33 protein-coding genes are annotated in these 22,296 nt (G+C 45.9%); 32 read left to right on the top strand and 1 reads right to left on the bottom strand.

Translation table 11 applies throughout. The features are described 5' to 3' along the window. Window positions 1-8: 8 nt before the first annotated feature. The 31 genes from rpsG to rplQ all read left to right on the top strand — a co-directional run bounded on the left by rpsG (window position 9) and on the right by rplQ (window position 17,800). Complete coding sequence (rpsG, locus tag ACXAC1_RS08160; protein ID WP_199464006.1) at window positions 9-482, top strand: 30S ribosomal protein S7; 474 nt, start codon at window positions 9-11, stop codon at window positions 480-482. An 18-nt stretch (window positions 483-500) separates the two neighbouring features. Further along, complete coding sequence (gene fusA / locus ACXAC1_RS08165) at window positions 501-2,594, top strand: elongation factor G (RefSeq protein WP_475060731.1); 2,094 nt, start codon at window positions 501-503, stop codon at window positions 2,592-2,594. Window positions 2,595-2,628: 34 nt separating this feature from the next. Further along, window positions 2,629-3,852, top strand: a complete 1,224-nt coding sequence (tuf, locus tag ACXAC1_RS08170) for an elongation factor Tu (RefSeq protein WP_475060734.1) — start codon at window positions 2,629-2,631, stop codon at window positions 3,850-3,852. A gap of 199 nt (window positions 3,853-4,051) precedes the next feature. Next, on the top strand, window positions 4,052-4,363 hold the full coding sequence (rpsJ, locus tag ACXAC1_RS08175; protein ID WP_012071937.1) for a 30S ribosomal protein S10: 312 nt from the start codon (window positions 4,052-4,054) through the stop codon (window positions 4,361-4,363). 127 nt (window positions 4,364-4,490) lie between these two features. After that, window positions 4,491-5,129, top strand: coding sequence for a 50S ribosomal protein L3 (gene rplC / locus ACXAC1_RS08180; protein ID WP_475060737.1), 639 nt, complete (start codon window positions 4,491-4,493; stop codon window positions 5,127-5,129). Between the two features lie 12 nt (window positions 5,130-5,141). Continuing rightward, window positions 5,142-5,747, top strand: a complete 606-nt coding sequence (rplD, locus tag ACXAC1_RS08185) for a 50S ribosomal protein L4 (RefSeq protein ID WP_133565187.1) — start codon at window positions 5,142-5,144, stop codon at window positions 5,745-5,747. Then, window positions 5,744-6,040 carry a 50S ribosomal protein L23 gene (gene rplW, locus ACXAC1_RS08190; protein WP_133565188.1) on the top strand — a complete coding sequence of 99 codons (297 nt, stop codon included), beginning with the start codon at window positions 5,744-5,746 and terminating at the stop codon, window positions 6,038-6,040. The genes rplD and rplW overlap by 4 nt, the downstream gene beginning before the upstream one ends. A gap of 14 nt (window positions 6,041-6,054) precedes the next feature. Continuing rightward, window positions 6,055-6,879: a 50S ribosomal protein L2 gene (gene rplB, locus ACXAC1_RS08195; RefSeq protein WP_475060740.1), complete on the top strand. Its 825-nt coding sequence runs from the start codon at window positions 6,055-6,057 to the stop codon at window positions 6,877-6,879. Window positions 6,880-6,894: 15 nt separating this feature from the next. Continuing rightward, entirely contained in the window at window positions 6,895-7,170 is a 276-nt protein-coding gene (rpsS, locus tag ACXAC1_RS08200) for a 30S ribosomal protein S19 (protein ID WP_055462806.1), read from the top strand. Window positions 7,171-7,186: 16 nt separating this feature from the next. Then, window positions 7,187-7,519: a 50S ribosomal protein L22 gene (rplV, locus tag ACXAC1_RS08205; RefSeq protein ID WP_055462807.1), complete on the top strand. Its 333-nt coding sequence runs from the start codon at window positions 7,187-7,189 to the stop codon at window positions 7,517-7,519. Window positions 7,520-7,533: 14 nt separating this feature from the next. Beyond that, window positions 7,534-8,214 carry a 30S ribosomal protein S3 gene (gene rpsC / locus ACXAC1_RS08210; protein WP_055462808.1) on the top strand — a complete coding sequence of 227 codons (681 nt, stop codon included), beginning with the start codon at window positions 7,534-7,536 and terminating at the stop codon, window positions 8,212-8,214. 10 nt (window positions 8,215-8,224) lie between these two features. Then, entirely contained in the window at window positions 8,225-8,638 is a 414-nt protein-coding gene (rplP, locus tag ACXAC1_RS08215) for a 50S ribosomal protein L16 (protein WP_204147607.1), read from the top strand. Continuing rightward, window positions 8,639-8,830 (top strand): 50S ribosomal protein L29, encoded by a 192-nt coding sequence (gene rpmC, locus ACXAC1_RS08220; protein WP_055462810.1) that lies wholly within the window; start codon window positions 8,639-8,641, stop codon window positions 8,828-8,830. It abuts the gene before it with no gap. A 1-nt stretch (window position 8,831) separates the two neighbouring features. Continuing rightward, complete coding sequence (gene rpsQ / locus ACXAC1_RS08225) at window positions 8,832-9,098, top strand: 30S ribosomal protein S17 (RefSeq protein WP_133565194.1); 267 nt, start codon at window positions 8,832-8,834, stop codon at window positions 9,096-9,098. A 51-nt stretch (window positions 9,099-9,149) separates the two neighbouring features. Continuing rightward, window positions 9,150-9,518 carry a 50S ribosomal protein L14 gene (rplN, locus tag ACXAC1_RS08230; RefSeq protein ID WP_475060743.1) on the top strand — a complete coding sequence of 123 codons (369 nt, stop codon included), beginning with the start codon at window positions 9,150-9,152 and terminating at the stop codon, window positions 9,516-9,518. A 17-nt stretch (window positions 9,519-9,535) separates the two neighbouring features. Next, complete coding sequence (gene rplX, locus ACXAC1_RS08235; RefSeq protein ID WP_133565196.1) at window positions 9,536-9,853, top strand: 50S ribosomal protein L24; 318 nt, start codon at window positions 9,536-9,538, stop codon at window positions 9,851-9,853. A 17-nt stretch (window positions 9,854-9,870) separates the two neighbouring features. After that, window positions 9,871-10,410, top strand: a complete 540-nt coding sequence (rplE, locus tag ACXAC1_RS08240; protein ID WP_133565199.1) for a 50S ribosomal protein L5 — start codon at window positions 9,871-9,873, stop codon at window positions 10,408-10,410. A 12-nt stretch (window positions 10,411-10,422) separates the two neighbouring features. Further along, the gene (gene rpsN, locus ACXAC1_RS08245) at window positions 10,423-10,728 is read left to right on the top strand and encodes a 30S ribosomal protein S14 (protein ID WP_055462815.1); all 306 of its coding nucleotides are present in this window, start codon (window positions 10,423-10,425) and stop codon (window positions 10,726-10,728) included. 129 nt (window positions 10,729-10,857) lie between these two features. Next, window positions 10,858-11,250, top strand: a complete 393-nt coding sequence (gene rpsH / locus ACXAC1_RS08250) for a 30S ribosomal protein S8 (protein WP_133565201.1) — start codon at window positions 10,858-10,860, stop codon at window positions 11,248-11,250. 8 nt (window positions 11,251-11,258) lie between these two features. Further along, a complete protein-coding gene (gene rplF / locus ACXAC1_RS08255) occupies window positions 11,259-11,792 on the top strand; it encodes a 50S ribosomal protein L6 (protein ID WP_333703609.1) in 534 nt (177 codons plus the stop codon). 13 nt (window positions 11,793-11,805) lie between these two features. Beyond that, entirely contained in the window at window positions 11,806-12,156 is a 351-nt protein-coding gene (gene rplR, locus ACXAC1_RS08260; protein WP_133565205.1) for a 50S ribosomal protein L18, read from the top strand. Between the two features lie 10 nt (window positions 12,157-12,166). Continuing rightward, window positions 12,167-12,667, top strand: coding sequence for a 30S ribosomal protein S5 (gene rpsE, locus ACXAC1_RS08265; protein ID WP_133565208.1), 501 nt, complete (start codon window positions 12,167-12,169; stop codon window positions 12,665-12,667). Between the two features lie 6 nt (window positions 12,668-12,673). Then, complete coding sequence (rpmD, locus tag ACXAC1_RS08270; protein WP_055462820.1) at window positions 12,674-12,859, top strand: 50S ribosomal protein L30; 186 nt, start codon at window positions 12,674-12,676, stop codon at window positions 12,857-12,859. Window position 12,860: 1 nt separating this feature from the next. Continuing rightward, window positions 12,861-13,295 carry a 50S ribosomal protein L15 gene (rplO, locus tag ACXAC1_RS08275; RefSeq protein ID WP_133565210.1) on the top strand — a complete coding sequence of 145 codons (435 nt, stop codon included), beginning with the start codon at window positions 12,861-12,863 and terminating at the stop codon, window positions 13,293-13,295. Next, the gene (gene secY / locus ACXAC1_RS08280) at window positions 13,296-14,627 is read left to right on the top strand and encodes a preprotein translocase subunit SecY (protein ID WP_133565212.1); all 1,332 of its coding nucleotides are present in this window, start codon (window positions 13,296-13,298) and stop codon (window positions 14,625-14,627) included. A gap of 19 nt (window positions 14,628-14,646) precedes the next feature. Then, window positions 14,647-14,760: a 50S ribosomal protein L36 gene (gene rpmJ, locus ACXAC1_RS08285; RefSeq protein ID WP_055462823.1), complete on the top strand. Its 114-nt coding sequence runs from the start codon at window positions 14,647-14,649 to the stop codon at window positions 14,758-14,760. Window positions 14,761-14,880: 120 nt separating this feature from the next. Beyond that, entirely contained in the window at window positions 14,881-15,237 is a 357-nt protein-coding gene (gene rpsM / locus ACXAC1_RS08290) for a 30S ribosomal protein S13 (RefSeq protein WP_133565214.1), read from the top strand. A gap of 68 nt (window positions 15,238-15,305) precedes the next feature. Further along, the gene (gene rpsK, locus ACXAC1_RS08295; RefSeq protein WP_133565216.1) at window positions 15,306-15,698 is read left to right on the top strand and encodes a 30S ribosomal protein S11; all 393 of its coding nucleotides are present in this window, start codon (window positions 15,306-15,308) and stop codon (window positions 15,696-15,698) included. 14 nt (window positions 15,699-15,712) lie between these two features. Continuing rightward, the gene (rpsD, locus tag ACXAC1_RS08300) at window positions 15,713-16,333 is read left to right on the top strand and encodes a 30S ribosomal protein S4 (RefSeq protein WP_133565217.1); all 621 of its coding nucleotides are present in this window, start codon (window positions 15,713-15,715) and stop codon (window positions 16,331-16,333) included. Window positions 16,334-16,369: 36 nt separating this feature from the next. Further along, the gene (locus ACXAC1_RS08305) at window positions 16,370-17,374 is read left to right on the top strand and encodes a DNA-directed RNA polymerase subunit alpha (RefSeq protein ID WP_133565219.1); all 1,005 of its coding nucleotides are present in this window, start codon (window positions 16,370-16,372) and stop codon (window positions 17,372-17,374) included. 42 nt (window positions 17,375-17,416) lie between these two features. Continuing rightward, window positions 17,417-17,800 (top strand): 50S ribosomal protein L17, encoded by a 384-nt coding sequence (gene rplQ / locus ACXAC1_RS08310; protein WP_055462827.1) that lies wholly within the window; start codon window positions 17,417-17,419, stop codon window positions 17,798-17,800. A 127-nt stretch (window positions 17,801-17,927) separates the two neighbouring features. On the opposite strand, the gene uvrA is transcribed toward rplQ, so the two are convergent. Continuing rightward, a complete protein-coding gene (gene uvrA, locus ACXAC1_RS08315) occupies window positions 17,928-20,747 on the bottom strand; it encodes an excinuclease ABC subunit UvrA (RefSeq protein ID WP_475060746.1) in 2,820 nt (939 codons plus the stop codon). A gap of 154 nt (window positions 20,748-20,901) precedes the next feature. Between uvrA and ACXAC1_RS08320 the strand changes: the two genes are divergently transcribed. Beyond that, a complete protein-coding gene (locus tag ACXAC1_RS08320) occupies window positions 20,902-22,257 on the top strand; it encodes an MFS transporter (RefSeq protein WP_475060749.1) in 1,356 nt (451 codons plus the stop codon). Window positions 22,258-22,296 lie beyond the last annotated feature (39 nt).

Consider the following 22,296-nt stretch of genomic DNA (forward strand, 5'->3'; position numbering starts at 1 on the left):
TAATATCCATGCCTAGAAGACGCGTCGTCGCTAAGCGTGAAGTGCTTCCAGATCCGAAACACGGAAGCCAACTTCTTGCAAAGTTCATTAACCACGTAATGGTTAGTGGCAAGAAATCTGTAGCTGAAAGCATCGTTTACAATGCACTAAATACAGTTGCAGAACGCACTAAATCAGAAGAGCCAATGGCTATCTTCGAAAAAGCACTAGAATCTATCCAGCCAATGGTTGAGGTTAAATCTCGCCGTGTTGGTGGTGCAACATACCAAGTACCTGTAGAAGTACGTCCAGCTCGTCGTTCAGCGCTATCTATGCGTTGGTTGGTTGAAGCTGCACGTAAGCGTGGCGAAAAATCAATGGCGCTACGTCTTGCAGGCGAAATTCTAGATGCGTCTGAGAACAAAGGTTCAGCTGTTAAGAAACGTGAAGACGTTCACCGTATGGCTGAAGCGAACAAAGCGTTCTCTCACTACCGTTTCTAATCATCCGGAGAAGCTTAAGTGGCACGTAAGACACCCATCAATCGTTACCGCAATATTGGTATTTGTGCGCACGTTGATGCGGGTAAGACGACAACTACTGAGCGTGTTCTGTTCTACACCGGTCTTTCTCACAAGATCGGTGAAGTCCATGATGGTGCAGCCACCATGGACTGGATGGAGCAGGAGCAAGAGCGTGGAATCACGATCACTTCAGCAGCAACAACTTGCTTCTGGAGTGGGATGAGTCAGCAGTTTGATCAACACCGTATTAATATTATCGACACCCCTGGACACGTAGACTTTACCATTGAGGTAGAGCGTTCTTTGCGTGTGTTAGATGGTGCTGTTGTAGTTCTGTGTGGATCTTCTGGTGTGCAGCCTCAAACAGAGACTGTTTGGCGTCAGGCAAATAAATACGAAGTACCTCGCATGGTATTCGTCAATAAAATGGACCGTACGGGTGCAGATTATTTTCATGTTGTTCATCAACTTGAAGATCGTCTGAATGCTAATGCTGTTCCAATTCAGATTAACATCGGTACAGAAGAGAACTTCGCCGGCGTTGTTGATCTGATCTTGATGAAAGCCATCATGTGGAATGAACAAGACCAAGGTATGACTTATACTTTGGAAGATATTCCTGCGGACTTGGTCGATGTTGCTGAAGAGTGGCGTGAAAAAATGGTCGAGGCGGCCGCTGAAGCAAATGAAGAGTTGATGGATAAGTATCTTGAAGAAGGTGAATTGTCCGTTGAAGACATCAAGGCAGGCTTGCGCGCGCGAACACTCGCGAACGAAGTGGTATTGGTAACTTGTGGTTCTGCATTTAAGAACAAAGGTGTCCAAGCTGTGCTTGATGCGGTTGTCGAATATCTTCCTTCACCTCTAGAAGTAAAAGCGATCGAAGGCACCCTTGAAGATGCTGAAACCGTTGTTACTCGTGAAGCGGATGACAATGCGCCATTTGCGGCATTAGCATTTAAAATTGCTACTGACCCATTTGTGGGTACGCTTACTTTCGTGCGTGTATATTCTGGCTCGTTAAATTCTGGTGATGCAGTGTATAACTCTGTAAAACACAAGAAAGAACGTGTTGGACGTATGGTTCAAATGCATGCTAATAACCGTGAGGAAATCAAAGAAGTTCTTGCGGGTGATATTGCGGCATTGATCGGCATGAAAGATGTCACCACAGGGGATACGCTGTGTGATAACAAAGATATTGTTGTCTTAGAGCGTATGGAATTCCCTGAGCCAGTAATTTCTGTCGCTGTAGAGCCTAAGTCTCAAGCGGATCAAGATAAAATGGCTGTGGCTCTTGGTAAGTTAGCGCAGGAAGATCCTTCTTTCCGTGTTGAAACTCACGAAGAGACAGGTCAAACCATTATCTCTGGTATGGGTGAGCTTCACCTAGATATACTTGTGGATCGAATGAAGCGTGAATTTAAAGTTGACGCAAACATTGGTAAGCCGCAGGTATCTTACCGAGAGAAAATTCGCAAAGAAGTGGAAATTAACCACAAATTTGTACGACAGTCTGGTGGCCGAGGACAGTACGGTCACGTTGTTATGAAACTGATTCCAACCGAACAAGAAGGTTTGGAGTTTGTGAATGAGATTGTCGGTGGTGTTATTCCTAAGGAATACATCCCTGCTGTCGAGAAGGGCGTTTCAGAGCAAATGAAGAATGGTGTCATTGCTGGATATCCGTTATTGGGTTTGAAGGTGGTACTATTCGATGGATCCTTCCATGATGTTGACTCTAACGAAATGGCCTTTAAAATTGCAGCTTCTCAAGGCTTAAAGAAAGGTGCTGCGGACGCAGATCCTTGTGTTCTTGAGCCTGTGATGAAGGTAGAAGTTGTAACTCCTGAAGAGTACATGGGTGATGTGATGGGTGACCTGAATCGTCGTCGTGGACTTGTACAGGGGATGGAAGACTCCCCATCTGGTAAGATTATTCGAGCAGAAGTGCCGTTAGGCGAGATGTTTGGATATGCAACAGATGTGCGTAGCTTGTCGCAAGGGCGTGCGAGTTATGCAATGGAGTTTCTGAAATACGCTGAAGCGCCAGCTAGTGTGGCAGACGCGATCATCAAAAATGAAATTTAATCATCATACTTACTATTTATAAGGTGTATGTATCATGGCAAAAGAAAAGTTCGAACGTAGTAAACCACACGTTAACGTTGGTACTATCGGTCACGTTGACCACGGTAAAACTACTCTAACAGCAGCACTTACTCGTGTATGTGCAGAAGTATTCGGCGGTACAGCGGTTGCTTTTGACGGTATCGATAACGCTCCAGAAGAGCGTGAGCGTGGTATCACGATCGCAACTTCTCACGTAGAGTACGATTCTCCAACTCGTCACTACGCACACGTAGACTGTCCTGGACACGCCGATTATGTTAAAAACATGATCACTGGTGCTGCTCAAATGGACGGCGCGATCCTAGTGTGTGGTGCGACTGACGGCCCAATGCCTCAGACTCGTGAGCACATCCTTCTTTCTCGTCAGGTAGGTGTACCTTACATCGTAGTTTTCCTAAACAAAGCAGACCTTCTAGCTGAAGACTGTGGCGGTGCTGACTCTGAAGAATACGCAGAAATGCTTGAGCTTGTAGAGATGGAACTACGTGACCTTCTTTCTGAGTACGACTTCCCAGGTGATGACACTCCAATCATCCCAGGTTCTGCCCTAATGGCATTGAACGGTGAAGACGACAACGAAATGGGTACTACTGCTGTTAAGACACTAGTAGAAACTCTAGACGAGTACATTCCTGAGCCAGAGCGTGCAATCGACGGTGCATTCATCATGCCTATCGAGGACGTATTCTCTATCCAAGGTCGTGGTACTGTAGTAACTGGTCGTGTAGAGCGTGGTATCATCAAAGTTGGTGAAGAAGTTGAAATCGTTGGTATCAAAGATACTACTAAAACAACTTGTACTGGCGTTGAGATGTTCCGTAAACTTCTAGACGAAGGTCGTGCTGGTGAGAACTGTGGTATTCTTCTACGTGGTACTAAGCGTGACGAAGTTCAGCGTGGTCAAGTACTAGCTAAGCCTGGTTCTATCAACCCACACACTGAATTCGAAGCAGAAGTATACGTTCTGTCTAAAGATGAAGGTGGTCGTCACACTCCATTCTTTAAAGGTTACCGTCCACAGTTCTACTTCCGTACAACTGACGTAACTGGTTCTTGTGAACTACCTGAAGGCGTAGAAATGGTTATGCCTGGTGACAACATTCAAATGACTGTTACTCTAATTCACCCAATCGCGATGGACGAAGGTCTACGTTTCGCGATTCGTGAAGGTGGTCGTACAGTAGGTGCTGGTGTTGTTGCTAAGGTTCTTAAGTAATATCTGGTTTATCTAGATAGGTTTAAGAAACCCAACAGAAAAGGTCGCTCCTTGAGCGGCCTTTTTTTATGAGTGCTGTTTTTAAACTGGTTACTTGACAACCAATTTTAAAGCGGCTAACATTCGCCGTCCTTAAATAAGGATGGTAGATCAAGTTTTGTACAGAAGGTCTATCTGAACATAGTATTTGGAGTTGGAAATGCAAAGCCAAAAAATCCGTATTCGTTTGAAAGCATTCGATCACCGTCTGATCGACGCTTCAACGCAAGAGATTGTGGACACTGCTAAGCGCACAGGCGCTCAAGTACGTGGTCCAATTCCACTTCCTACTCGCAAAGAACGTTACACTGTACTGATTTCTCCACACGTAAACAAAGATGCGCGTGACCAATACGAAATCCGTACACACAAACGTGTTCTAGACATCGTTGAGCCAACAGAAAAAACTGTTGACGCTCTAATGAAGCTGGATCTTGCGGCAGGCGTGGAAGTACAAATTTCTTTGGGCTAATCCCCAAAGTTTTAGGGGTGCGATAACCAACAAGTATTTGTTGGCCTAAGCACATTAGTGGAACGATCTGGAATGGTCGGCCGTAGCGGGTGATAGCCCCGTACACAACTGGCAATTGAGGTAAAAAATGGCTATTCAATTAGTCGGACGTAAAGCCGGAATGACACGTATCTTCAATGAAGATGGTGTATCCGTGCCAGTAACCGTTATCGAGGTTGAACCGAACCGTGTAACACAGGTGAAAAACACAGAAACTGACGGCTACGCAGCTGTTCAAGTAACTGTAGGTGCTCGCCGTGCTAGCCGTGTAAACAAAGCTGCTGCAGGTCACTTTGCAAAAGCAAACGTTGAAGCGGGCCGTGGTTTGTGGGAGTTCCGCCTTTCAGGTGACGAAAAAGAAATCAATGTTGGCGACGAGCTAACAGTAGCGGATTTTGAAGCTATTACTTCTGTTGACGTAACTGGTCAATCAAAAGGTAAAGGTTTCCAAGGTGGCGTTAAGCGTCACAACTTCCGTACGCAAGATGCTACACACGGTAACTCATTGTCTCACCGTGCTCCTGGTTCCATCGGTCAATGTCAAACACCTGGTCGTGTTTGGAAAGGCAAAAAGATGGCTGGTCACATGGGCGCAGCTCAAGTAACAACTCAGTCTCTAGAAGTTGTTCGCGTTGATGCTGAGCGTAACCTTATCCTTGTTAAAGGTGCGGTTCCTGGCGCTGTAAATGGTGACGTAATCGTTCAACCAGCAGTTAAAGCTCGCTAAGAGGGGTAGACAATGAACTTGAATCTAACAGGTGCTGAAGGAACTGTAGAAGTTTCTGACGTAACCTTTGCGCGTGAATACAACGAAGCGCTAGTTCACCAGGTTGTTACTGCTTACCTGGCTGGTGCTCGTCAAGGCTCTCGCGCTCAGAAAACTCGCTCTGAAGTAGCCGGTGGCGGTAAAAAGCCATGGCGTCAAAAAGGTTCTGGCCGCGCACGTGCTGGTACAATCCGTAGTCCTCTATGGCGTACTGGTGGCGTAACATTCGCTGCTAAACCTCAAGACCACTCTCAGAAAGTAAACAAGAAGATGTATCGTGCAGCAATGCGCACCATCTGGTCTGAGCTTGCTCGTCAAGACCGTCTTGTTGTAGTTGAAGAGCTTTCAATCGAAGCTCCAAAAACTAAGCTTTTCAAAGCTAAAATGGCTGAATTGAATGTTGAGAACGCGCTAGTTGTAGCGCAAGAGCTAGATGCAAATCTGTTCCTAGCTGCTCGCAACATTCCGAACGTTGACGTTCGTGATGCAGCGTCTGTTGACCCTGTTAGCTTGATTGCATACGACAAAGTGTTGGTGACAGTTGGTGCTCTGAAACAAGTTGAGGAGGCACTAGCATGATCGGCGAACGCATTTATAAAGTGTTGTTAGGTCCACACATCTCTGAGAAAGCGACTATCGTTGCCGAAGGTAATGGTCAGTACGTATTTCGCGTAGTAAAAGACGCGACTAAGCCAGAGATTAAACAAGCAATCGAAGCGTTGTTTGAAGTCAAAGTTGAATCTGTTCGCACGTTGAACCAAAAAGGTAAAACGAAGCGCACTGTTCGTGGTCTAGGCAAGCGTAACGATGTGAAAAAAGCGTACGTACGTTTGGCAGAAGGCCAAGAAATTGATTTCTTGGGCGCTGAATAAGGGGAGATAGGTCAATGGCTGTTGTAAAAAGTAAGCCAACGTCTGCAGGCCGTCGTCACGTTGTTAAAGTTGTTAACACTGACTTGCATAAAGGTGCACCTTACGCGCCTTTGCTAGACAAAAAAAGCAAGTCTGGTGGTCGTAACAACAACGGACGCATCACTACGCGTCACGTAGGTGGTGGTCACAAGCAGCATTACCGTGTTGTAGATTTCCGTCGTAACAAAGATGGTATCCCTGCGGTAGTTGAGCGTTTGGAATATGATCCAAACCGTTCTGCACACATTGCATTGGTTAAATATGCTGATGGTGAACGTCGTTACATCATCGCTTCTAAAGGCTTAGAAGCTGGTGCTGTTATTTCTAGTGGTGCAGATGCGCCTATCAAAACTGGTAATACTTTGCCTCTGCAAAACATTCCAGTAGGTAGTGTTGTACACTGTATCGAGCTTAAGCCAGGTAAAGGTGCACAAATTGCACGTTCTGCTGGTGCTTCTGCTCAGCTTGTTGCTCGTGAAGGTCGTTACGTAACTCTACGTCTACGTTCTGGTGAGATGCGTAAAGTTCTAACTGAATGTCGCGCAACTCTTGGTGAAGTATCTAACTCTGAACACACGTTACGTGTTCTAGGTAAAGCTGGTGCTAAGCGCTGGCGTGGTGTTCGCCCAACAGTTCGTGGTGCGGCAATGAACCCGGTTGATCACCCGCATGGTGGTGGTGAAGGTCGTAGCTCTGGTGGTCGTCACCCTGTTACTCCTTGGGGCGTGCCTACTAAAGGTTACAAAACGCGCAAGAACAAGCGTACTGATAAACTTATTGTACGTCGTCGTACTAAGTAATAAGAGGAAACGACTGTGCCACGTTCACTAAAAAAAGGTCCTTTTATCGACCTTCATTTGTTGAAAAAGGTAGAGGCTGCGGTAGAAAAGAATGACCGTCGTCCAATTAAAACTTGGTCGCGCCGTTCTACAATCTTCCCTGAATTCGTAGGGTTGACTATCGCTGTCCATAATGGTCGCCAACACGTCCCAGTTCTAGTATCTGAGGATATGGTCGGTCATAAATTGGGTGAGTTCGCTCCGACCCGTACCTACAAGGGTCACGCTGCGGACAAAAAGGCCAAACGGTAATTAAGGGGTATTAATCATGAGTGAAGTAAGCGCTTCATTGAAGGGTGCTCGCCTCTCAGCGCAGAAGGCCCGTTTGGTAGCAGATCAAATCCGCGGCAAATCTGTAAGCGAAGCACTGAACATTTTGGCGTTCAGTCCTAAAAAGGCGGCAGCAATTGTCAAGAAAGTACTAGAGTCTGCTGTAGCTAACGCTGAGCATAACGAAGGTGCTGATATCGATGACTTGCGTGTTTCTACGATCTACGTTGATGAGGCTATGACTCTAAAACGTATTAAAGCTCGTGCTAAAGGCCGTGCTGATCGTATTTTAAAACGCGGTTGCCATATTACAGTTAAAGTCGCTGACTAATTAGGAGATACCCAATGGGTCAGAAGGTTCATCCAACTGGAATTCGCCTAGGGATAGTTAAAGACCATACTTCTACTTGGTATGCGAACAACCAAAACTACTCTAAGCAACTTTTAAACGATCTTCAGGTACGTAAATACCTAGAAGAGAAACTTGTTCAGGCTTCTGTTTCTCGCATTGAGATCCAGCGTCCTGCACAAACAGCTCGCATTACTATTCATACTGCTCGTCCAGGTATCGTGATTGGTAAGAAAGGCGAGGATGTTGAGAAACTACGTAACGCTGTATCAGCAATGATGGGTGTTCCAGTTCACATCAACATCGAAGAAATTCGTAAGCCAGAACTAGATGCTAAATTGGTTGCGCAAAACATTGCTGGCCAGCTTGAGCGTCGTGTTATGTTCCGTCGTGCAATGAAGCGTGCAGTACAAAATGCTATGCGTGCCGGCGCGAAAGGTATCAAGGTTCAGGTAAGTGGTCGTCTGGGCGGTGCCGAAATTGCTCGTGCAGAATGGTACCGTGAAGGTCGTGTGCCTCTACACACTCTACGTGCTGACATCGACTACGCTACTTATGAAGCTCTAACAACTTACGGCATCATTGGTGTTAAAGTTTGGATCTTCAAAGGCGAAATCTTGGGCGGTATTGAACAAGTGCGTGCTGATAAAGGCGCACAGAAGAAGAAGTCTAAGTAGGGGGTAGTCAATGTTACAGCCGAAACGTACTAAGTTCCGTAAGACGCAGAAGGGCCGTAACCGCGGTCTAGCTCTTCGCGGTAACCAAGTTAGCTTTGGTGAATTCGGATTGAAAGCGACTGAACGTGGTCGTATCACCGCTCGTCAAATTGAAGCGGCGCGTCGTGCAATGACTCGTCACATCAAACGTGGTGGTAAAATTTGGATCCGTGTATTCCCAGATAAGCCTATTACTCAGAAGCCTCTTGAAGTGCGTCAGGGTAAAGGTAAAGGTAGCGTAGAATACTGGGTGGCTCAAATCCAACCAGGTAAGATGCTTTATGAAGTTGAGGGCGTATCTGAGTCTCTAGCACGCGAAGCGTTCGCGTTAGCGGCAGCTAAGCTTCCTCTATCCACAACTTTCGTAACGCGTACGGTGATGTAGATGAAAGCAAAAGAATTGCAAGAAAAGTCTGTAGCTGAGCTACAGCAGACCTTGATCGAACTGCTACGTGAGCAATTTACACTGCGCATGCAGAAGGCCACTGGTCAGTTGGCTCAAACGCATTTGCTCTCGCAAGTTCGCCGCAATATCGCACGAGTTAAAACCGTGCTAAATGATAAGGCAGGTAACTAAGATGGCAAGTGTAGAAACTCAAGCTCGTACAGCTACTGGTAAAGTAGTTAGCGATAAGATGGATAAGTCCATCGTAGTACTAGTTGAGCGTACGGAACGTCACCCTTTGTATGGTAAGTTCGTTCGTCGTTCAACTAAACTGCACGCTCATGATGAAAACAACGAGTGTCAAGTTGGTGATACGGTTAAGGTTGTTGAAACACGTCCTTACTCTAAAACTAAGACTTGGAAACTGGTTCAGGTTGTTGAGAAAGCAGCTGCTGTATAAGCAGCTCCTTCCTTCATGAGACTTGTTATCTAATTTGATTGGAGAGCAGAAATGATTCAAACAGAATCGATGCTTGATGTAGCAGATAACAGCGGCGCAAAGCGCGTTCAGTGTATTAAAGTACTGGGTGGCTCTCATCGTCGTTATGCTGCAATTGGTGACATTATTAAAGTCACAGTTAAAGAAGCGATCCCACGTGGTCGTGTTAAGAAAGGCCAAGTTATGAACGCTGTTGTCGTTCGAACTAAGAAAGGTGTGCGTCGCCCTGATGGCTCAGTGATCCGTTTTGATGTAAACTCTGCGGTTCTATTGAACGCATCTGGCGCGCCGATTGGTACACGTATCTTTGGCCCTGTGACACGTGAGTTGCGTACAGAGCAATTCATGAAAATTGTTTCTCTTGCACCAGAAGTGCTGTAAGAGGTAGGGGACCGAATATGCGTAAAATCAAACGTGACGATGAAGTCGTTGTAATTGCTGGTAAAGACAAAGGCAAGCGCGGCAAAGTTGTTAAAGTAGTAGACGAAAACCGTGTGATTGTTTCTGGTATCAATATGGTCAAGAAGCATGAGAAGCCAAACCCTATGAAGGGTACGACTGGCGGTATCGTTGAAAAAGAAGCACCTATCCAGGTTTCTAACGTAGCCATTTTTAACAATGCTACTGGTAAAGCGGATCGCGTCGGCTTTAAAGTGAATGAAGACGGTACTAAAGTACGTGTTTTCAAATCAAACAGTGAAGCGATCGACGCCTAAGAGCGAGAATTATAGCCATGGCGAGACTTAAGCAAGTTTATAAAGATCAAGTAGTAGCTCAACTGACTGAACAGTTCAGCTACAAAAACGTAATGGAAGTGCCTAAAATCACTAAAATTACGTTGAACATGGGTGTTGGTGAAGCTATCGCAGACAAGAAACTTCTTGAAAATGCGGTAAATGATCTTACAGCACTTAGCGGCCAAAAAGTTGTAGTAACAAAAGCGCGCAAATCTGTTGCGGGCTTCAAAATCCGTGACGGTTACCCGATCGGTTGTAAAGTTACTCTTCGTGGTGACCGTATGTGGGATTTCTTTGACCGTTTGGTTGATGTTGCAATCCCTCGTATCCGTGACTTCCGTGGTTTGAACCCGAAGTCATTCGACGGACGCGGTAACTACAGCATGGGTGTTAAAGAGCAGATCATCTTCCCAGAAATCGATTACGATAAGGTTGATCGTGTACGTGGTCTTGATATCACTATCACAACAACTGCTCGTACCGACGAAGAAGGTCGTGCTTTGCTAGCCGCCTTTAGTTTCCCTTTCAAGAAATAAGAGGTAGGAATCATGGCTAAAGTATCAATGATTCAACGCGAAGCTAAGCGCACAAAATTAGTAGCTAAGTACGCTGAAAAGCGTGCTGCTCTAAAAGCGATCATTAACGACGTTAATGCATCGGACGATGAAAAGTGGGAAGCTACGCTTAAACTGCAAGCGCTTCCACGCGATTCATCTTCTTCTCGCCAGCGTAACCGTTGTCAGGTTACTGGTCGTCCACACGGCGTATTCCGTCGCTTTGGCTTGTCTCGTATCAAGCTACGTGAAGCAGCGATGCGCGGTGACGTACCAGGCTTGAAGAAAGCTAGTTGGTAAGCAAGTAGAGCGCGATCATAATACATTGCAGTGAAGGGGTGTTCAAATACTGGACATTCCGTTCGCTGCTGTGTACTATGCGCGAGCTCTATTTGCTGCACAATGGTTTTTTCTATTAGGAGCTCTTAAATGAGTATGCAAGATACACTTGCGGATATGATTACTCGTATCCGTAACGCACAGTTGGCTGCAAAAACAACTGTGTCTATGCCTTCATCAAAAATGAAGGTATCTGTTGCTAACGTTCTTCGTGAAGAAGGTTACGTAAGCGGCGTTAGCGTTGAAGAAGGTGCTAAACCTACTCTTACTATCGAACTTAAATACTTCGAAGGTAAGCCAGTAATCGAAGAGATCAAACGCGTCTCTCGTCCAAGTTTGCGTCAATACAAAGCATCAGCAGAACTACCAAAAGTAGAAGCAGGCCTAGGCGTTGCTATTATCTCTACTTCTAAAGGTGTTATGACTGATCGTGCAGCTCGTGCTGCTGGTATTGGTGGCGAAGTTATCTGCACAGTATTCTAGGAGTTAGTATGTCTCGAGTTGCGAAAAGCCCTGTGACGCTTCCTAGTGGTGTAGAAGTTACTCTAAATGGCCAAGCTATTGCTGTAAAAGGTGGTAAAGGCACACTAGAGTTTAACGTCCACGCAAGCGTTGAAGTTAAGCAAGAAGAAAACGTTCTTACTTTTGCTCCACGTGATGGTGCAAAACAAAGCCGTGCACTAGCTGGTACTACTCGTGCCCTAGTTAACAACATGGTTACTGGCGTAAGCCAAGGCTTTGAAAAGCGTCTACTACTACAAGGTGTAGGTTACCGTGCTGCTGTTAAAGGCAACGTACTTAACCTTGCGCTAGGTTTCTCTCACCCAGTAGATTATGAATTGCCTGAAGGCGTCACTGCTGAGTGTGCATCACAAACAGAAGTTATTCTTCGCGGTATCGACAAGCAAGCGCTAGGTCAAGCGGCTGCTGAAGTTCGCGGCTTCCGTCCACCAGAGCCATACAAAGGTAAAGGTGTTCGCTACGCTGACGAAGTTGTTCGCCGTAAAGAAGCTAAGAAAAAGTAGTAGGTAAGCATTCATGAACACTAAGAAACAATCTCGAATTCGTCGTGCTCGCCGCACGCGTTTGCATATTCGTGACCTAGGTGCGAACCGTCTTACTGTAAATCGCACACCACGTCATATGTATGCACAAGTTATTTCGCCATGTGGTAGCAAAGTGCTAGCAAGCGCTTCTACTCTAGACGCGAGCCTACGTTCTACTGCGACTGGTAACAAAGATGCAGCGGCTAAAGTGGGTGCATTAATTGCTGAACGTGCTAAAGAAGCTGGCATTACTGCTGTTGCTTTCGATCGTTCTGGCTTCAAATACCACGGTCGCGTTCAAGCGCTAGCTGATGCTGCGCGTGAAGCTGGTCTAGAGTTCTAAGAGGTAGCAAATGGCAGTTAACGAACAACAAACTAGTGATCTTCAAGAGAAGCTAGTACAAGTAAACCGCGTTGCTAAAGTAGTTAAGGGTGGTCGTATCTTCTCTTTCACTGCTTTAACAGTTGTTGGTGATGGTAACGGTAAAGTAGGTTACGGCCGTGGTAAAGCACGTGAAGTACCTCAAGCTATCCAAAAAGCGATGGAACAAGCTCGCCGCAACATGGTTTCTGTTGCGCTAGATGGCGACACTCTACAGTATCCAGTTAAAGCGGTTCACGGTGCATCTAAAGTGTACATGCAGCCAGCTTCTCAAGGTACTGGTGTTATCGCTGGTGGTGCGATGCGTGCAGTTCTTGAAATTGCAGGCGTACACAACGTATTAGCAAAATGCTACGGTTCAACTAACCCTGTTAACGTTGTGCAAGCAACGATCAAAGGTTTGGCTGACATGCGTGCACCTGAGCAAATCGCTGCGAAACGCGGTAAGTCTGTCGATCAAATTTTGGGGTAATGTGAAATGGCTAACAAAACCATCTCAGTACAACTGACTCGTAGCCCAATCGGTCGTCTTCCAAAGCACCGTGAAACAGTTAAAGGCTTGGGTCTTAAAAAGATCGGTCAAGTTCGTGAACTAGAAGATACGCCTTCTGTTCGTGGCATGATCAATAAAGTTTATTACATGGTTAAAGTGGTAGGAGAATAACATGTTCCTAAATACTATTCGCCCTGGCGAAGGTAGCAAGCATGCTCCTAAACGTGTAGGCCGCGGTATTGGTAGCGGTTTGGGCAAAACAGGCGGACGTGGTCATAAAGGTCTTAAGTCTCGTTCTGGTGGCTCAGTTAAGCCAGGTTTTGAAGGCGGTCAAATGCCATTGCAGCGTCGTCTGCCAAAATTTGGTTTCACTTCACGTCAGGCTCAGTATGTAGCTGAAGTTCGTCTAAACGAACTAGCCGCAGTGAATGCAGAAGTTGTAGATTTGGCTGCTCTTAAAGCTGCCGACATCCTTGGTGACAAAATTAAGACTGCTAAAGTTATTCTTTCTGGCTCTATCGAGAAAGCTGTAACCGTACGTGGCCTTAAAGTTACTAAAGGTGCTCGTGCTGCGATTGAAGCAGCTGGCGGAAAAGTTGAGGAATAGATGACAAAGCGTGGCTCACTACCAGCAGGTATGCAAAGCGGACTTGGCGAGCTTTGGGCTCGCATCCGTTTTGTTTTCTTAGCAATTATTGTATATCGAATTGGTGCACACATTCCGGTTCCAGGTATTAACCCGGATCGTTTGTCTGCATTGTTCGACCAGAACGAAGGCACAATCCTGAGTCTCTTTAATGTGTTCTCAGGCGGCGCATTGGAACGAATGAGTATTTTTGCTCTTGGTATCCTGCCCTATATTTCTGCTTCGATCATTATGCAGTTATTGACTGTAGTGAGTCCACAGCTAGAGCAGCTTAAGAAGGAAGGTGAGGCAGGTCGTCGTAAGATAACCCAGTACACTCGATATGGTACGGTTCTTCTTGCTCTTGTTCAGTCTGCTTCTATGGCAGTCGGTCTAGCAAGCCAAGGTATTTCGTTCAGTTCAGGCCTAGAGTTTTACGCTGTTGCAGTGGTGACTCTTGTAGCTGGTACGGTTTTCTTGATGTGGCTAGGTGAGCAAGTAACAGAGAAGGGTATTGGTAATGGTATTTCGATCCTTATCTTTGCTGGTATCGTAGCGGGTCTTCCTTCAGCTCTAGGTCGTTCTTTTGAATCAGCCCGTCAAGGTGATATCAATATCCTTGCACTGCTTTTGATTGGTGTGTTGGCTGTTGCAACGGTTGCGTTTGTTGTTTTCATCGAACGTGGTCAACGTCGTATCACAGTCAACTATGCTAAGCGTCAGCAGGGCAAAAAGGTGTTTGCCGCACAAAAGAGTCATTTGCCACTAAAAGTAAATATGGCCGGTGTCATTCCGCCTATCTTTGCTTCTAGTATTCTTCTATTCCCCGCATCGATTGGACAATGGTTCGGTCAAGGTGAGGGTATGGAATGGTTGCAAAATATATCTTTGGCTCTAGCTCCTGGGCAACCGCTATATGTGCTGTTGTTTGCGATAGCAATTGTTTTCTTTTGCTTCTTTTATACAGCGCTGGTGTTCAACCCTAAAGATGTGGCAGATAACTTGAAAAAGTCCGGTGCGTTTTTGCCGGGCATTCGTCCAGGCGACCATACAGCTCGATATATCGACGGTGTTATGACTCGTTTGACGCTATTCGGTGCATTGTATATCACGCTAGTGTCATTGATGCCTCAGTTCTTTGTTGTAGCATGGAATGTCCCTTTCTACTTCGGCGGTACTTCGATGTTAATCGTAGTGGTCGTTGTGATGGACTTCATGTCTCAAGTACAAAGTCACTTAATGAGTCATCAATACGAATCATTAATGAAAAAGTCTAATCTGACTGGATATGGTCCAAATGGCCTAATGCGTTAAGCATAGGTTGGAGTTGAACATGAAAGTACGTGCATCTGTAAAGAAAATCTGTCGTAACTGTAAGATCGTTCGTCGTAACGGTTCAGTTCGAGTGATCTGCTCTGAGCCTCGTCACAAACAGCGTCAAGGTTAATAGCTCGATTATTCGATGATGGGAGGGTGGTTGATTTTTGTCCGCTATGCTGGCATAATCGTCCGCCCTCATGAAAGCAAAGTGATGAAGAGATTCATCCATAACAACGGAGTAAAGTGAATGGCCCGTATAGCCGGTGTCAATATTCCTGACAATAAACATGCGGTCATTTCTCTAACTTACATCTTCGGGATCGGTCGCACACGTTCACAAGAAATCTGCCAAGCTGCAGGTATCGCAGAAACTGATAAAATCGGTTCTCTAAGTGATGAAGTGCTAGACCGTCTACGTGGCGAAGTTGCTAAGTTTACTGTAGAGGGTGACCTCCGCCGTGAAGTCAGCATGTCTATCAAACGTCTGATGGACTTAGGCTGTAACCGTGGCATCCGTCACCGCCGCAGCTTACCTGTTCGTGGTCAACGTACCAAAACGAACGCTCGTACGCGAAAAGGCCCTCGTAAGCCAATTCGTAAGTAATTCAACGCGTTTCGCTCTAGTGCATTAAGTCTGCTAGAGCTGAGCATTAGATTTAGGAAAAGTGCAATATGGCTAAGCCAGCAACGCGCAATACCAAGAAAAAAGTCAAAAAGACGGTCGTCGACGGTGTTGCTCATGTACACGCGTCTTTTAACAACACGATCGTGACTATCACCGATCGCCAAGGCAACGCTTTGTCTTGGGCGACTGCAGGTGGTTCTGGTTTCCGCGGTTCTCGTAAAAGTACCCCATTTGCGGCACAGGTTGCTGCAGAACGTGCCGGAGCTGCTGCTCAAGAGTTCGGCCTAAAGAACGTTGACGTAATGATCAAGGGCCCTGGTCCTGGTCGTGAATCCGCAGTTCGTGCATTGAATGCATTGGGTCTGCGCATCAATAACATCACAGACGTGACGCCAATTCCGCACAATGGTTGCCGTCCGCCTAAGAAACGTCGCGTTTAAGAGGAGACAGACACATGGCTCGTTATTTAGGTCCTACTTGTAAATTGTCTCGTCGTGAAGGCACAGACTTACAACTTAAAAGTGGCTCACGCGCTTTAGAATCAAAATGTAAAGCAGAAACAGTTCCTGGTGTGCACGGTGCACGTCGTGGTCGTCTTTCTGATTACGGTCTACAGCTTCGTGAAAAGCAAAAAGTTCGTCGTATTTACGGCATTCTTGAAAAACAATTCCGCAACTACTACAAAGACGCGGCTCGTATCAAAGGTGCAACAGGTGAAAACCTTCTGCAACTTCTTGAGTCTCGTCTAGACAACGTAGTTTACCGTGCTGGCTTCGGTTCAACACGTGCGGAAGCTCGTCAGCTAGTAGGCCACAAGGCTATCCTAGTTAACGGCGAAGCGGTTAACATTGCATCTTACCAAGTTAAAGCTGGTGATGTTGTGTCTATCCGTGAAAAAGCTAAGAAGCAGTTGCGTGTACAAAACGCACTAGAGCTATCTAAAAATCGTGCGCCGATCCACTGGATCGAAGTTGATTCAACTAAATTGGAAGCAACTTACAAAGCTGCTCCTGAGCGTGCCGATTTATCAGCTGAAATTAATGAGAACCTAATCGTCGAGCTTTACTCTAAGTAATAGCTAGATGGTTAGGATTAAGAAATAGGTGGATCTATGCAGCGTTCAGTGAGCGAATTGTTAACCCCACGCAACATCGAAGTTCAAGAATTAGGTCAATCACGTGCCAAAGTGACACTACAACCACTAGAGCGTGGTTTTGGTCATACTTTGGGTAACGCGTTGCGCCGTATTCTTTTGTCTTCTATGCCTGGTTGTGCAATCGTTGAGGTAGAAATCGACGGTGTATTGCATGAATACAGTGCGATTGAAGGGGTAAAAGAAGACGTTATTGAAATTCTTCTTAACCTAAAAGGAGTTGCGATCGCTCTACACGGGCAAGATGAAGCAACTCTAACACTAAGTAAGAAAGGTCCTGGTGTTGTAACAGCTGGAGATATCCAACTTGTTGCCGACTCAGAGATCGCTAACCCAGATCATGTGATTTGTCACCTTGATGACACTGCTGAGCTTAACATGCAGATCAAGGTTGCACGTGGTCGTGGTTATGAGCCTGCTGACGCTCGTGTTGCTAGTGACGATGAGACTCGTCCTATTGGTCGCTTGCAGCTGGATGCCTCTTTCAGTCCTGTTCGTCGTGTTGCTTACAGCGTCGAGAATGCTCGTGTAGAGCAGCGTACCGACTTAGACAAACTTGTCATTGACATTGAGTCTAATGGTACGATCGATGCTGAAGAAGCGATTCGCCGTGCAGCGACAATTCTACAACAGCAAATCGCAGTATTTGTCGCTCTTGAGAGTGAAAGCGAAGCGGTTGTAGAAGAAGAAGAGGATGAGATTGATCCGATTTTGCTACGCCCGGTTGATGATCTTGAGCTAACCGTTCGCAGTGCTAACTGTCTAAAAGCAGAAAACATCTACTACATCGGTGATTTGATTCAGCGTACAGAGGTTGAGCTACTTAAAACGCCTAACCTTGGTAAGAAATCATTAACTGAAATTAAAGATGTTTTAGCACAGCGCGGTCTGTCTTTGGGAATGCGTCTAGAAAACTGGCCACCAGCTAGTTTGAAAGACGACAGCAAAGTTCTAGCTCGCTAGATCATTGTTCCCTGACCACCGTAGTTTGGTAAGGAATGTAAAATGCGTCATCGTAAGAGTGGACGTCACTTAAACCGTACTAGCTCACATCGTAAAGCGATGTTCAAAAACATGGCTGCTTCTTTATTCGAGCACGAAGTTATTAAGACTACGTTGCCGAAAGCCAAAGAACTTCGTCGCGTTGCTGAGCCTTTGATCACATTGGCGAAAGAAGATTCCGTTGCGAATCGTCGCCTAGCCTTTGCTCGTACTCGTAGCAAAGATGCAGTAGGTAAATTGTTCTCTGAACTTGGTCCTCGTTACCAAGGTCGTCCTGGTGGTTACGTTCGCATTCTAAAATGCGGCTTCCGCGCAGGTGACAATGCACCTATGGCTTACGTTGAACTGGTTGATCGTCCAGTTGCGGAAGCTGCAGACGCTGAGTAATACAGCATTTGCTTAAAAAAAGCCGAGCCAAAAGCTCGGCTTTTTTATGTCTGAATGTTATTCATACCCAACAGGGTTTGAATAAAAAAGGAGCTATACGCTCCTTTTTTATCATCAAATTTCTCATTTAAAGCATTGGCTTTAAGAACCTAGCTGTGTGTGAAGTCATGTGTTCTGCAACAGCTTCAGGTGTTCCTTCGGCAATAATATAGCCTCCACCACTACCGCCTTCTGGCCCTAAATCTACAATCCAATCAGCCGTTTTAATCACGTCTAAGTTATGCTCAATTACCACAATCGTATTGCCGTGGTCGCGTAAGCGATGCAGAACTGATAAAAGAAGTTCAATGTCTGCAAAGTGAAGTCCTGTTGTCGGTTCATCTAAGATATAAAGCGTTTTACCAGTATCGCGTTTAGAAAGTTCTTTGGCGAGTTTCACCCGCTGTGCTTCACCACCAGAAAGGGTTGTTGCTGCTTGCCCTAAACGTATATAGCCAAGGCCAACATCGATCAGTGTTTGTAGTTTTCGTGCAATGGATGGAACTGGGTCAAAAAATTCACGTGCTTCTTCGATCGTCATTTCTAAACATTCGTGAATGTTTTTGCCTTTATAAGTGATTTCCAAGGTCTCTCGGTTGTAACGTTGTCCTTTACATACATCACATGGAACATACACGTCGGGTAGGAAGTGCATTTCTACTTTGATTACACCATCACCCTGACAAGCTTCACAACGCCCACCCTTAACGTTAAAAGAGAAGCGCCCAGGTTTGTAGCCACGGGAGCGAGCTTCTTGAGTGGCGGAGAAAAGCTCGCGCATTGGTGTAAAAATGCCAGTGTAGGTCGCAGGGTTTGAACGAGGTGTTCGACCGATTGGGCTTTGGTCAATATCGACGCATTTATCAAAATGATCTAATCCCTCGATTTTCTCGTGTGGTGCTGCGCTTAATGTGGTCGCGCCATTCAACGCTGTTGCAGCTAAGGGGAACAGTGTTCCATTGATCAAAGTCGATTTACCAGAGCCCGATACACCTGTTACACAGGTCATGACGCCAACTGGAATGCTCAAGGTGACATCGTTAAGGTTGTTGCCTTTCGCCCCATGTAGAGTCAGCTGTTTGCCTTGTGTTGCTTGATGACGTAACGCTGGCACCTCGATCTTACGTTTACCTGTTAGGTATTGGCCTGTAATAGAGGCTTCACAGTCCATGATGTCTTGCGGTGTCCCCGAGGCAATTACTTGACCGCCGTGTACACCTGCACCCGGGCCAATATCAATTAGGTGATCTGCTACGCGTATGGCGTCTTCATCGTGCTCGACTACGATGACGGTATTTCCCAAGTCTCTTAAGCGAGTTAACGTGCTTATTAAGCGTTCGTTATCGCGCTGATGTAGTCCAATGGAGGGTTCATCAAGGATGTACATTACCCCAACAAGTCCAGCACCGATTTGACTGGCTAAGCGGATTCGCTGTGCTTCCCCGCCTGAAAGTGAGTCAGCCTTACGATCTAGAGTAAGGTAATCCAGTCCAACATTCACAAGGAAGCTTAGTCGATCGCGAATTTCCTTTAGAATCTTGGCTGCGATTTCACCTTTAGCGCCCGTTAGCTGCAGCTGTTCGAAGTATTCTAGGCATTCAGCAATTGGCTTTTTGACGATGTCGGGCAGAGTCTCATTGGCAATAAACACATTACGAGCCGCTTTGTTTAAGCGTGTGCCATGGCAGCTTGGGCATGGCTTGGTGCTAATGTATTGTGATAGATCGTCACGGACACTGTCAGATTCAGTTTCGTGATAACGTCGGCTTAAGTTAGGTAATACCCCTTCGAATACATGTGAGCGTGTCATCTTGTCGCCACGTTCATTGATGTAGACAAAGTCGATCTTATCTTTTCCTGAGCCATTTAAGATTTTGTCTTGATAAGCTTTAGGGATGTCTTTGAATTTCGTATCAATATCAAAGCCATAGAAGTTAGCCAGCGCATTAAGTTGCTGGAAATAGAAAATGCTGCGGCGCCCCCAACCTCGGATAGCACCTTCACCCAGCGTTAAATTCTCATCTTGGATAACTCGGTCCGCATCAAATGCCTGCTGTGTGCCAAGTCCGTCACAAGTCTGACAGGCGCCATTAGGGTTGTTGAATGAAAAGAGCCTAGGTTCAAGTTCCGTAATCGCGTACCCACAAACTGGGCAGGCAAATTTACTTGAGAAAACCAGTTCATCCTTTTCATCATCCATATTGATGACTTTTGCGATGCCATCTGAGAGAGATAAACAGGTTTCAAAAGACTCTGCTAAACGAAGCTGTAAATCAGAGCGCACTTTAAGGCGATCAATGACGACTTCTATGGTGTGCTTTTTGTTCTTCTCCAGAGCTGGAGCATCGTCCAAGTCTACAACAATGCCATCGATACGTGCTCTGACAAAACCTTTAGAGAGTAATTCGCTGATGGTATGAAGGTGTTCACCTTTACGATCTTTGATGATCGGCGCGAGCATCATCATTTTGCTTTCTTCTGGCAGCGATAAAACCTTGTCGACCATCTGGCTGATGGTTTGCGCTTCCAGCGGTTCCCCGTGATCTGGACAGCGTGGTTGGCCAGCGCGAGCATAGAGTAAGCGCAGATAATCGTACACTTCAGTAATGGTGCCCACTGTTGAGCGCGGGTTATGTGATGTGGACTTTTGCTCAATCGAAATCGCAGGGGATAAGCCCTCAATGTGGTCGATGTCTGGCTTTTCCATCATGGACAAGAATTGACGAGCATAAGTTGAAAGTGATTCAACGTAGCGACGTTGCCCTTCCGCATACAAAGTATCGAATGCCAGCGATGATTTACCGGACCCTGATAGGCCGGTGATGACCACTAGTTTGTCGCGAGGAATGTCCAAATCGATGTTTTTAAGATTGTGGGTCCGTGCGCCGCGAAGGGTTATAGTGTCCATGAGTCTCCAAAATGTAATGCAACCAAGGAAAAAGTCATTCAAACAAGAATAACTGTCTATTTTTACAGTAGTTAAAATAGAGCTTCAACGGTATTTTTAGTAAAATCTGCGATCTTTCAATAATCGTCTCTCAATTACGCAAGCAGTCGCACTTATGGATGTTATCGAACGCCGCTCAGTTTTAGCCTTAGCAATGGTTTATTTATTCCGTATGCTTGGGCTGTTTCTAATTATGCCTGTTATCAGTGTCGCTGCGGATGGCTTAGATGGAGCGGATGCTGCATTGATCGGCGCTGCAATTGGGATTTATGGTTTTACACAAGCTTCACTGCAAATCCCAATGGGGATGTTGTCCGATAAGCTAGGACGTAAGCGGGTCATACTATTTGGATTGTTGCTGTTTGCACTAGGTAGCATCATTTGTGCTCACGCTGACAGCATTGCCACTTTGATTATCGGTCGAGCGGTACAAGGCGCTGGCGCGATTGCCAGTACATTAATGGCGTTGCTGAGCGATGTGACCAAAGAGCAAAATCGTACTAAAGCCATGGCGATGGTCGGGATTAGTATCGGTGCATCGTTTATGTTGTCCTTAATACTAGGTCCAGTTCTGTTTCAATGGGTTGGCTTAGCAGGGCTGTTCTATCTATCTTTTGCCTTCTCTATTGTGGGGATGGGATTAATCGTATGGGCTGTCCCTAATGTGACGGAACATACGTTTAAGCGTGATACGACCCCAAGTTTGGTAGCATTAAAAGATGTATTGCGTAATGGGCGCCTGCGCTTTTTAAACATCAGTGTGTTTCTACTACATGGCAGTTTAACAGCCCTGTTCGTTGCGATTCCAAGCCTATTGATTCATCGCTATGAGCTGACCCTAGGGCAACACAGTATTTTATATTTGCTGGTCATGGGCGCAGCCTTTGTGCTTATGTTACCGTTGGTCATTGCTGCGGAAGCAAAAGGCTTAATGAAGCATGTGTTAACCATTGTGATCACTATAATTGGTCTAGCGACGGTGGCGATGGAGTGGGCATCTAACGTATGGCTGTTTGGCGTTACTGTATGCTTGTTCTTTGTCGCATTTAACACGCTCGAAGCTACATTGCCTTCTGTTGTTAGTAAATTGGCACCAGTAGGATACCGCGGTACCGCTATGGGGGTCTTTTCAACTCATCAGTTTTTGGGCGCCTTTGTTGGTGGAGCTGGTGGTGGTTGGTTACTACAAAATACCTCGATGACTATGCTGTTTAGTATTATTGGCGGTATTTGGTTACTTTGGGCAGTGGTCAGCGCGTGGCAGCCAGCCCCAAAGCAAGTAACCAGTATGGCTTTTAGTGTTGTTGCACACACCGAAGACGATGTGCAGCAATTAACCGAAGAAATCATGGCAATCCAAGGAGTGGAAGACATGCAAATATTTATGGATGAGCAGACCGCTTATTTGAAAGTAGACAAAAAGCAGCTTGATAAAGCTGCGTTGCAGCGCATTGTGCCGCATGTAAAGTAATCTAGTATCAATCAGTACTGAAAATATTATTGGAGTAGC

The sequence above is a fragment of the Marinomonas sp. AWM4_232 genome (assembly GCF_056158325.1).

Bases quoted from the DNA above. Each gene is read 5' to 3' on its own strand.
- rpsG (WP_199464006.1), top strand. From the start codon at position 9: ATGCCTAGAAGACGCGTCGTCGCTAAGCGTGAAGTGCTTCCAGATCCG.
- tuf (WP_475060734.1), top strand. From the start codon at position 2,629: ATGGCAAAAGAAAAGTTCGAACGTAGTAAACCACACGTTAACGTTGGT.
- rpsJ (WP_012071937.1), top strand. From the start codon at position 4,052: ATGCAAAGCCAAAAAATCCGTATTCGTTTGAAAGCATTCGATCACCGT.
- rplC (WP_475060737.1), top strand. From the start codon at position 4,491: ATGGCTATTCAATTAGTCGGACGTAAAGCCGGAATGACACGTATCTTC.
- rplD (WP_133565187.1), top strand. From the start codon at position 5,142: ATGAACTTGAATCTAACAGGTGCTGAAGGAACTGTAGAAGTTTCTGAC.
- rplW (WP_133565188.1), top strand. From the start codon at position 5,744: ATGATCGGCGAACGCATTTATAAAGTGTTGTTAGGTCCACACATCTCT.
- rplB (WP_475060740.1), top strand. From the start codon at position 6,055: ATGGCTGTTGTAAAAAGTAAGCCAACGTCTGCAGGCCGTCGTCACGTT.
- rplV (WP_055462807.1), top strand. From the start codon at position 7,187: ATGAGTGAAGTAAGCGCTTCATTGAAGGGTGCTCGCCTCTCAGCGCAG.
- rpsC (WP_055462808.1), top strand. From the start codon at position 7,534: ATGGGTCAGAAGGTTCATCCAACTGGAATTCGCCTAGGGATAGTTAAA.
- rplP (WP_204147607.1), top strand. From the start codon at position 8,225: ATGTTACAGCCGAAACGTACTAAGTTCCGTAAGACGCAGAAGGGCCGT.
- rpmC (WP_055462810.1), top strand. From the start codon at position 8,639: ATGAAAGCAAAAGAATTGCAAGAAAAGTCTGTAGCTGAGCTACAGCAG.
- rpsQ (WP_133565194.1), top strand. From the start codon at position 8,832: ATGGCAAGTGTAGAAACTCAAGCTCGTACAGCTACTGGTAAAGTAGTT.
- rplN (WP_475060743.1), top strand. From the start codon at position 9,150: ATGATTCAAACAGAATCGATGCTTGATGTAGCAGATAACAGCGGCGCA.
- rplX (WP_133565196.1), top strand. From the start codon at position 9,536: ATGCGTAAAATCAAACGTGACGATGAAGTCGTTGTAATTGCTGGTAAA.
- rplE (WP_133565199.1), top strand. From the start codon at position 9,871: ATGGCGAGACTTAAGCAAGTTTATAAAGATCAAGTAGTAGCTCAACTG.
- rpsN (WP_055462815.1), top strand. From the start codon at position 10,423: ATGGCTAAAGTATCAATGATTCAACGCGAAGCTAAGCGCACAAAATTA.
- rpsH (WP_133565201.1), top strand. From the start codon at position 10,858: ATGAGTATGCAAGATACACTTGCGGATATGATTACTCGTATCCGTAAC.
- rplF (WP_333703609.1), top strand. From the start codon at position 11,259: ATGTCTCGAGTTGCGAAAAGCCCTGTGACGCTTCCTAGTGGTGTAGAA.
- rplR (WP_133565205.1), top strand. From the start codon at position 11,806: ATGAACACTAAGAAACAATCTCGAATTCGTCGTGCTCGCCGCACGCGT.
- rpsE (WP_133565208.1), top strand. From the start codon at position 12,167: ATGGCAGTTAACGAACAACAAACTAGTGATCTTCAAGAGAAGCTAGTA.
- rpmD (WP_055462820.1), top strand. From the start codon at position 12,674: ATGGCTAACAAAACCATCTCAGTACAACTGACTCGTAGCCCAATCGGT.
- rplO (WP_133565210.1), top strand. From the start codon at position 12,861: ATGTTCCTAAATACTATTCGCCCTGGCGAAGGTAGCAAGCATGCTCCT.
- secY (WP_133565212.1), top strand. From the start codon at position 13,296: ATGACAAAGCGTGGCTCACTACCAGCAGGTATGCAAAGCGGACTTGGC.
- rpmJ (WP_055462823.1), top strand. From the start codon at position 14,647: ATGAAAGTACGTGCATCTGTAAAGAAAATCTGTCGTAACTGTAAGATC.
- rpsM (WP_133565214.1), top strand. From the start codon at position 14,881: ATGGCCCGTATAGCCGGTGTCAATATTCCTGACAATAAACATGCGGTC.
- rpsK (WP_133565216.1), top strand. From the start codon at position 15,306: ATGGCTAAGCCAGCAACGCGCAATACCAAGAAAAAAGTCAAAAAGACG.
- rpsD (WP_133565217.1), top strand. From the start codon at position 15,713: ATGGCTCGTTATTTAGGTCCTACTTGTAAATTGTCTCGTCGTGAAGGC.
- ACXAC1_RS08305 (WP_133565219.1), top strand. From the start codon at position 16,370: ATGCAGCGTTCAGTGAGCGAATTGTTAACCCCACGCAACATCGAAGTT.
- rplQ (WP_055462827.1), top strand. From the start codon at position 17,417: ATGCGTCATCGTAAGAGTGGACGTCACTTAAACCGTACTAGCTCACAT.
- uvrA (WP_475060746.1), bottom strand. From the start codon at position 20,747: ATGGACACTATAACCCTTCGCGGCGCACGGACCCACAATCTTAAAAAC.
- ACXAC1_RS08320 (WP_475060749.1), top strand. From the start codon at position 20,902: ATGGATGTTATCGAACGCCGCTCAGTTTTAGCCTTAGCAATGGTTTAT.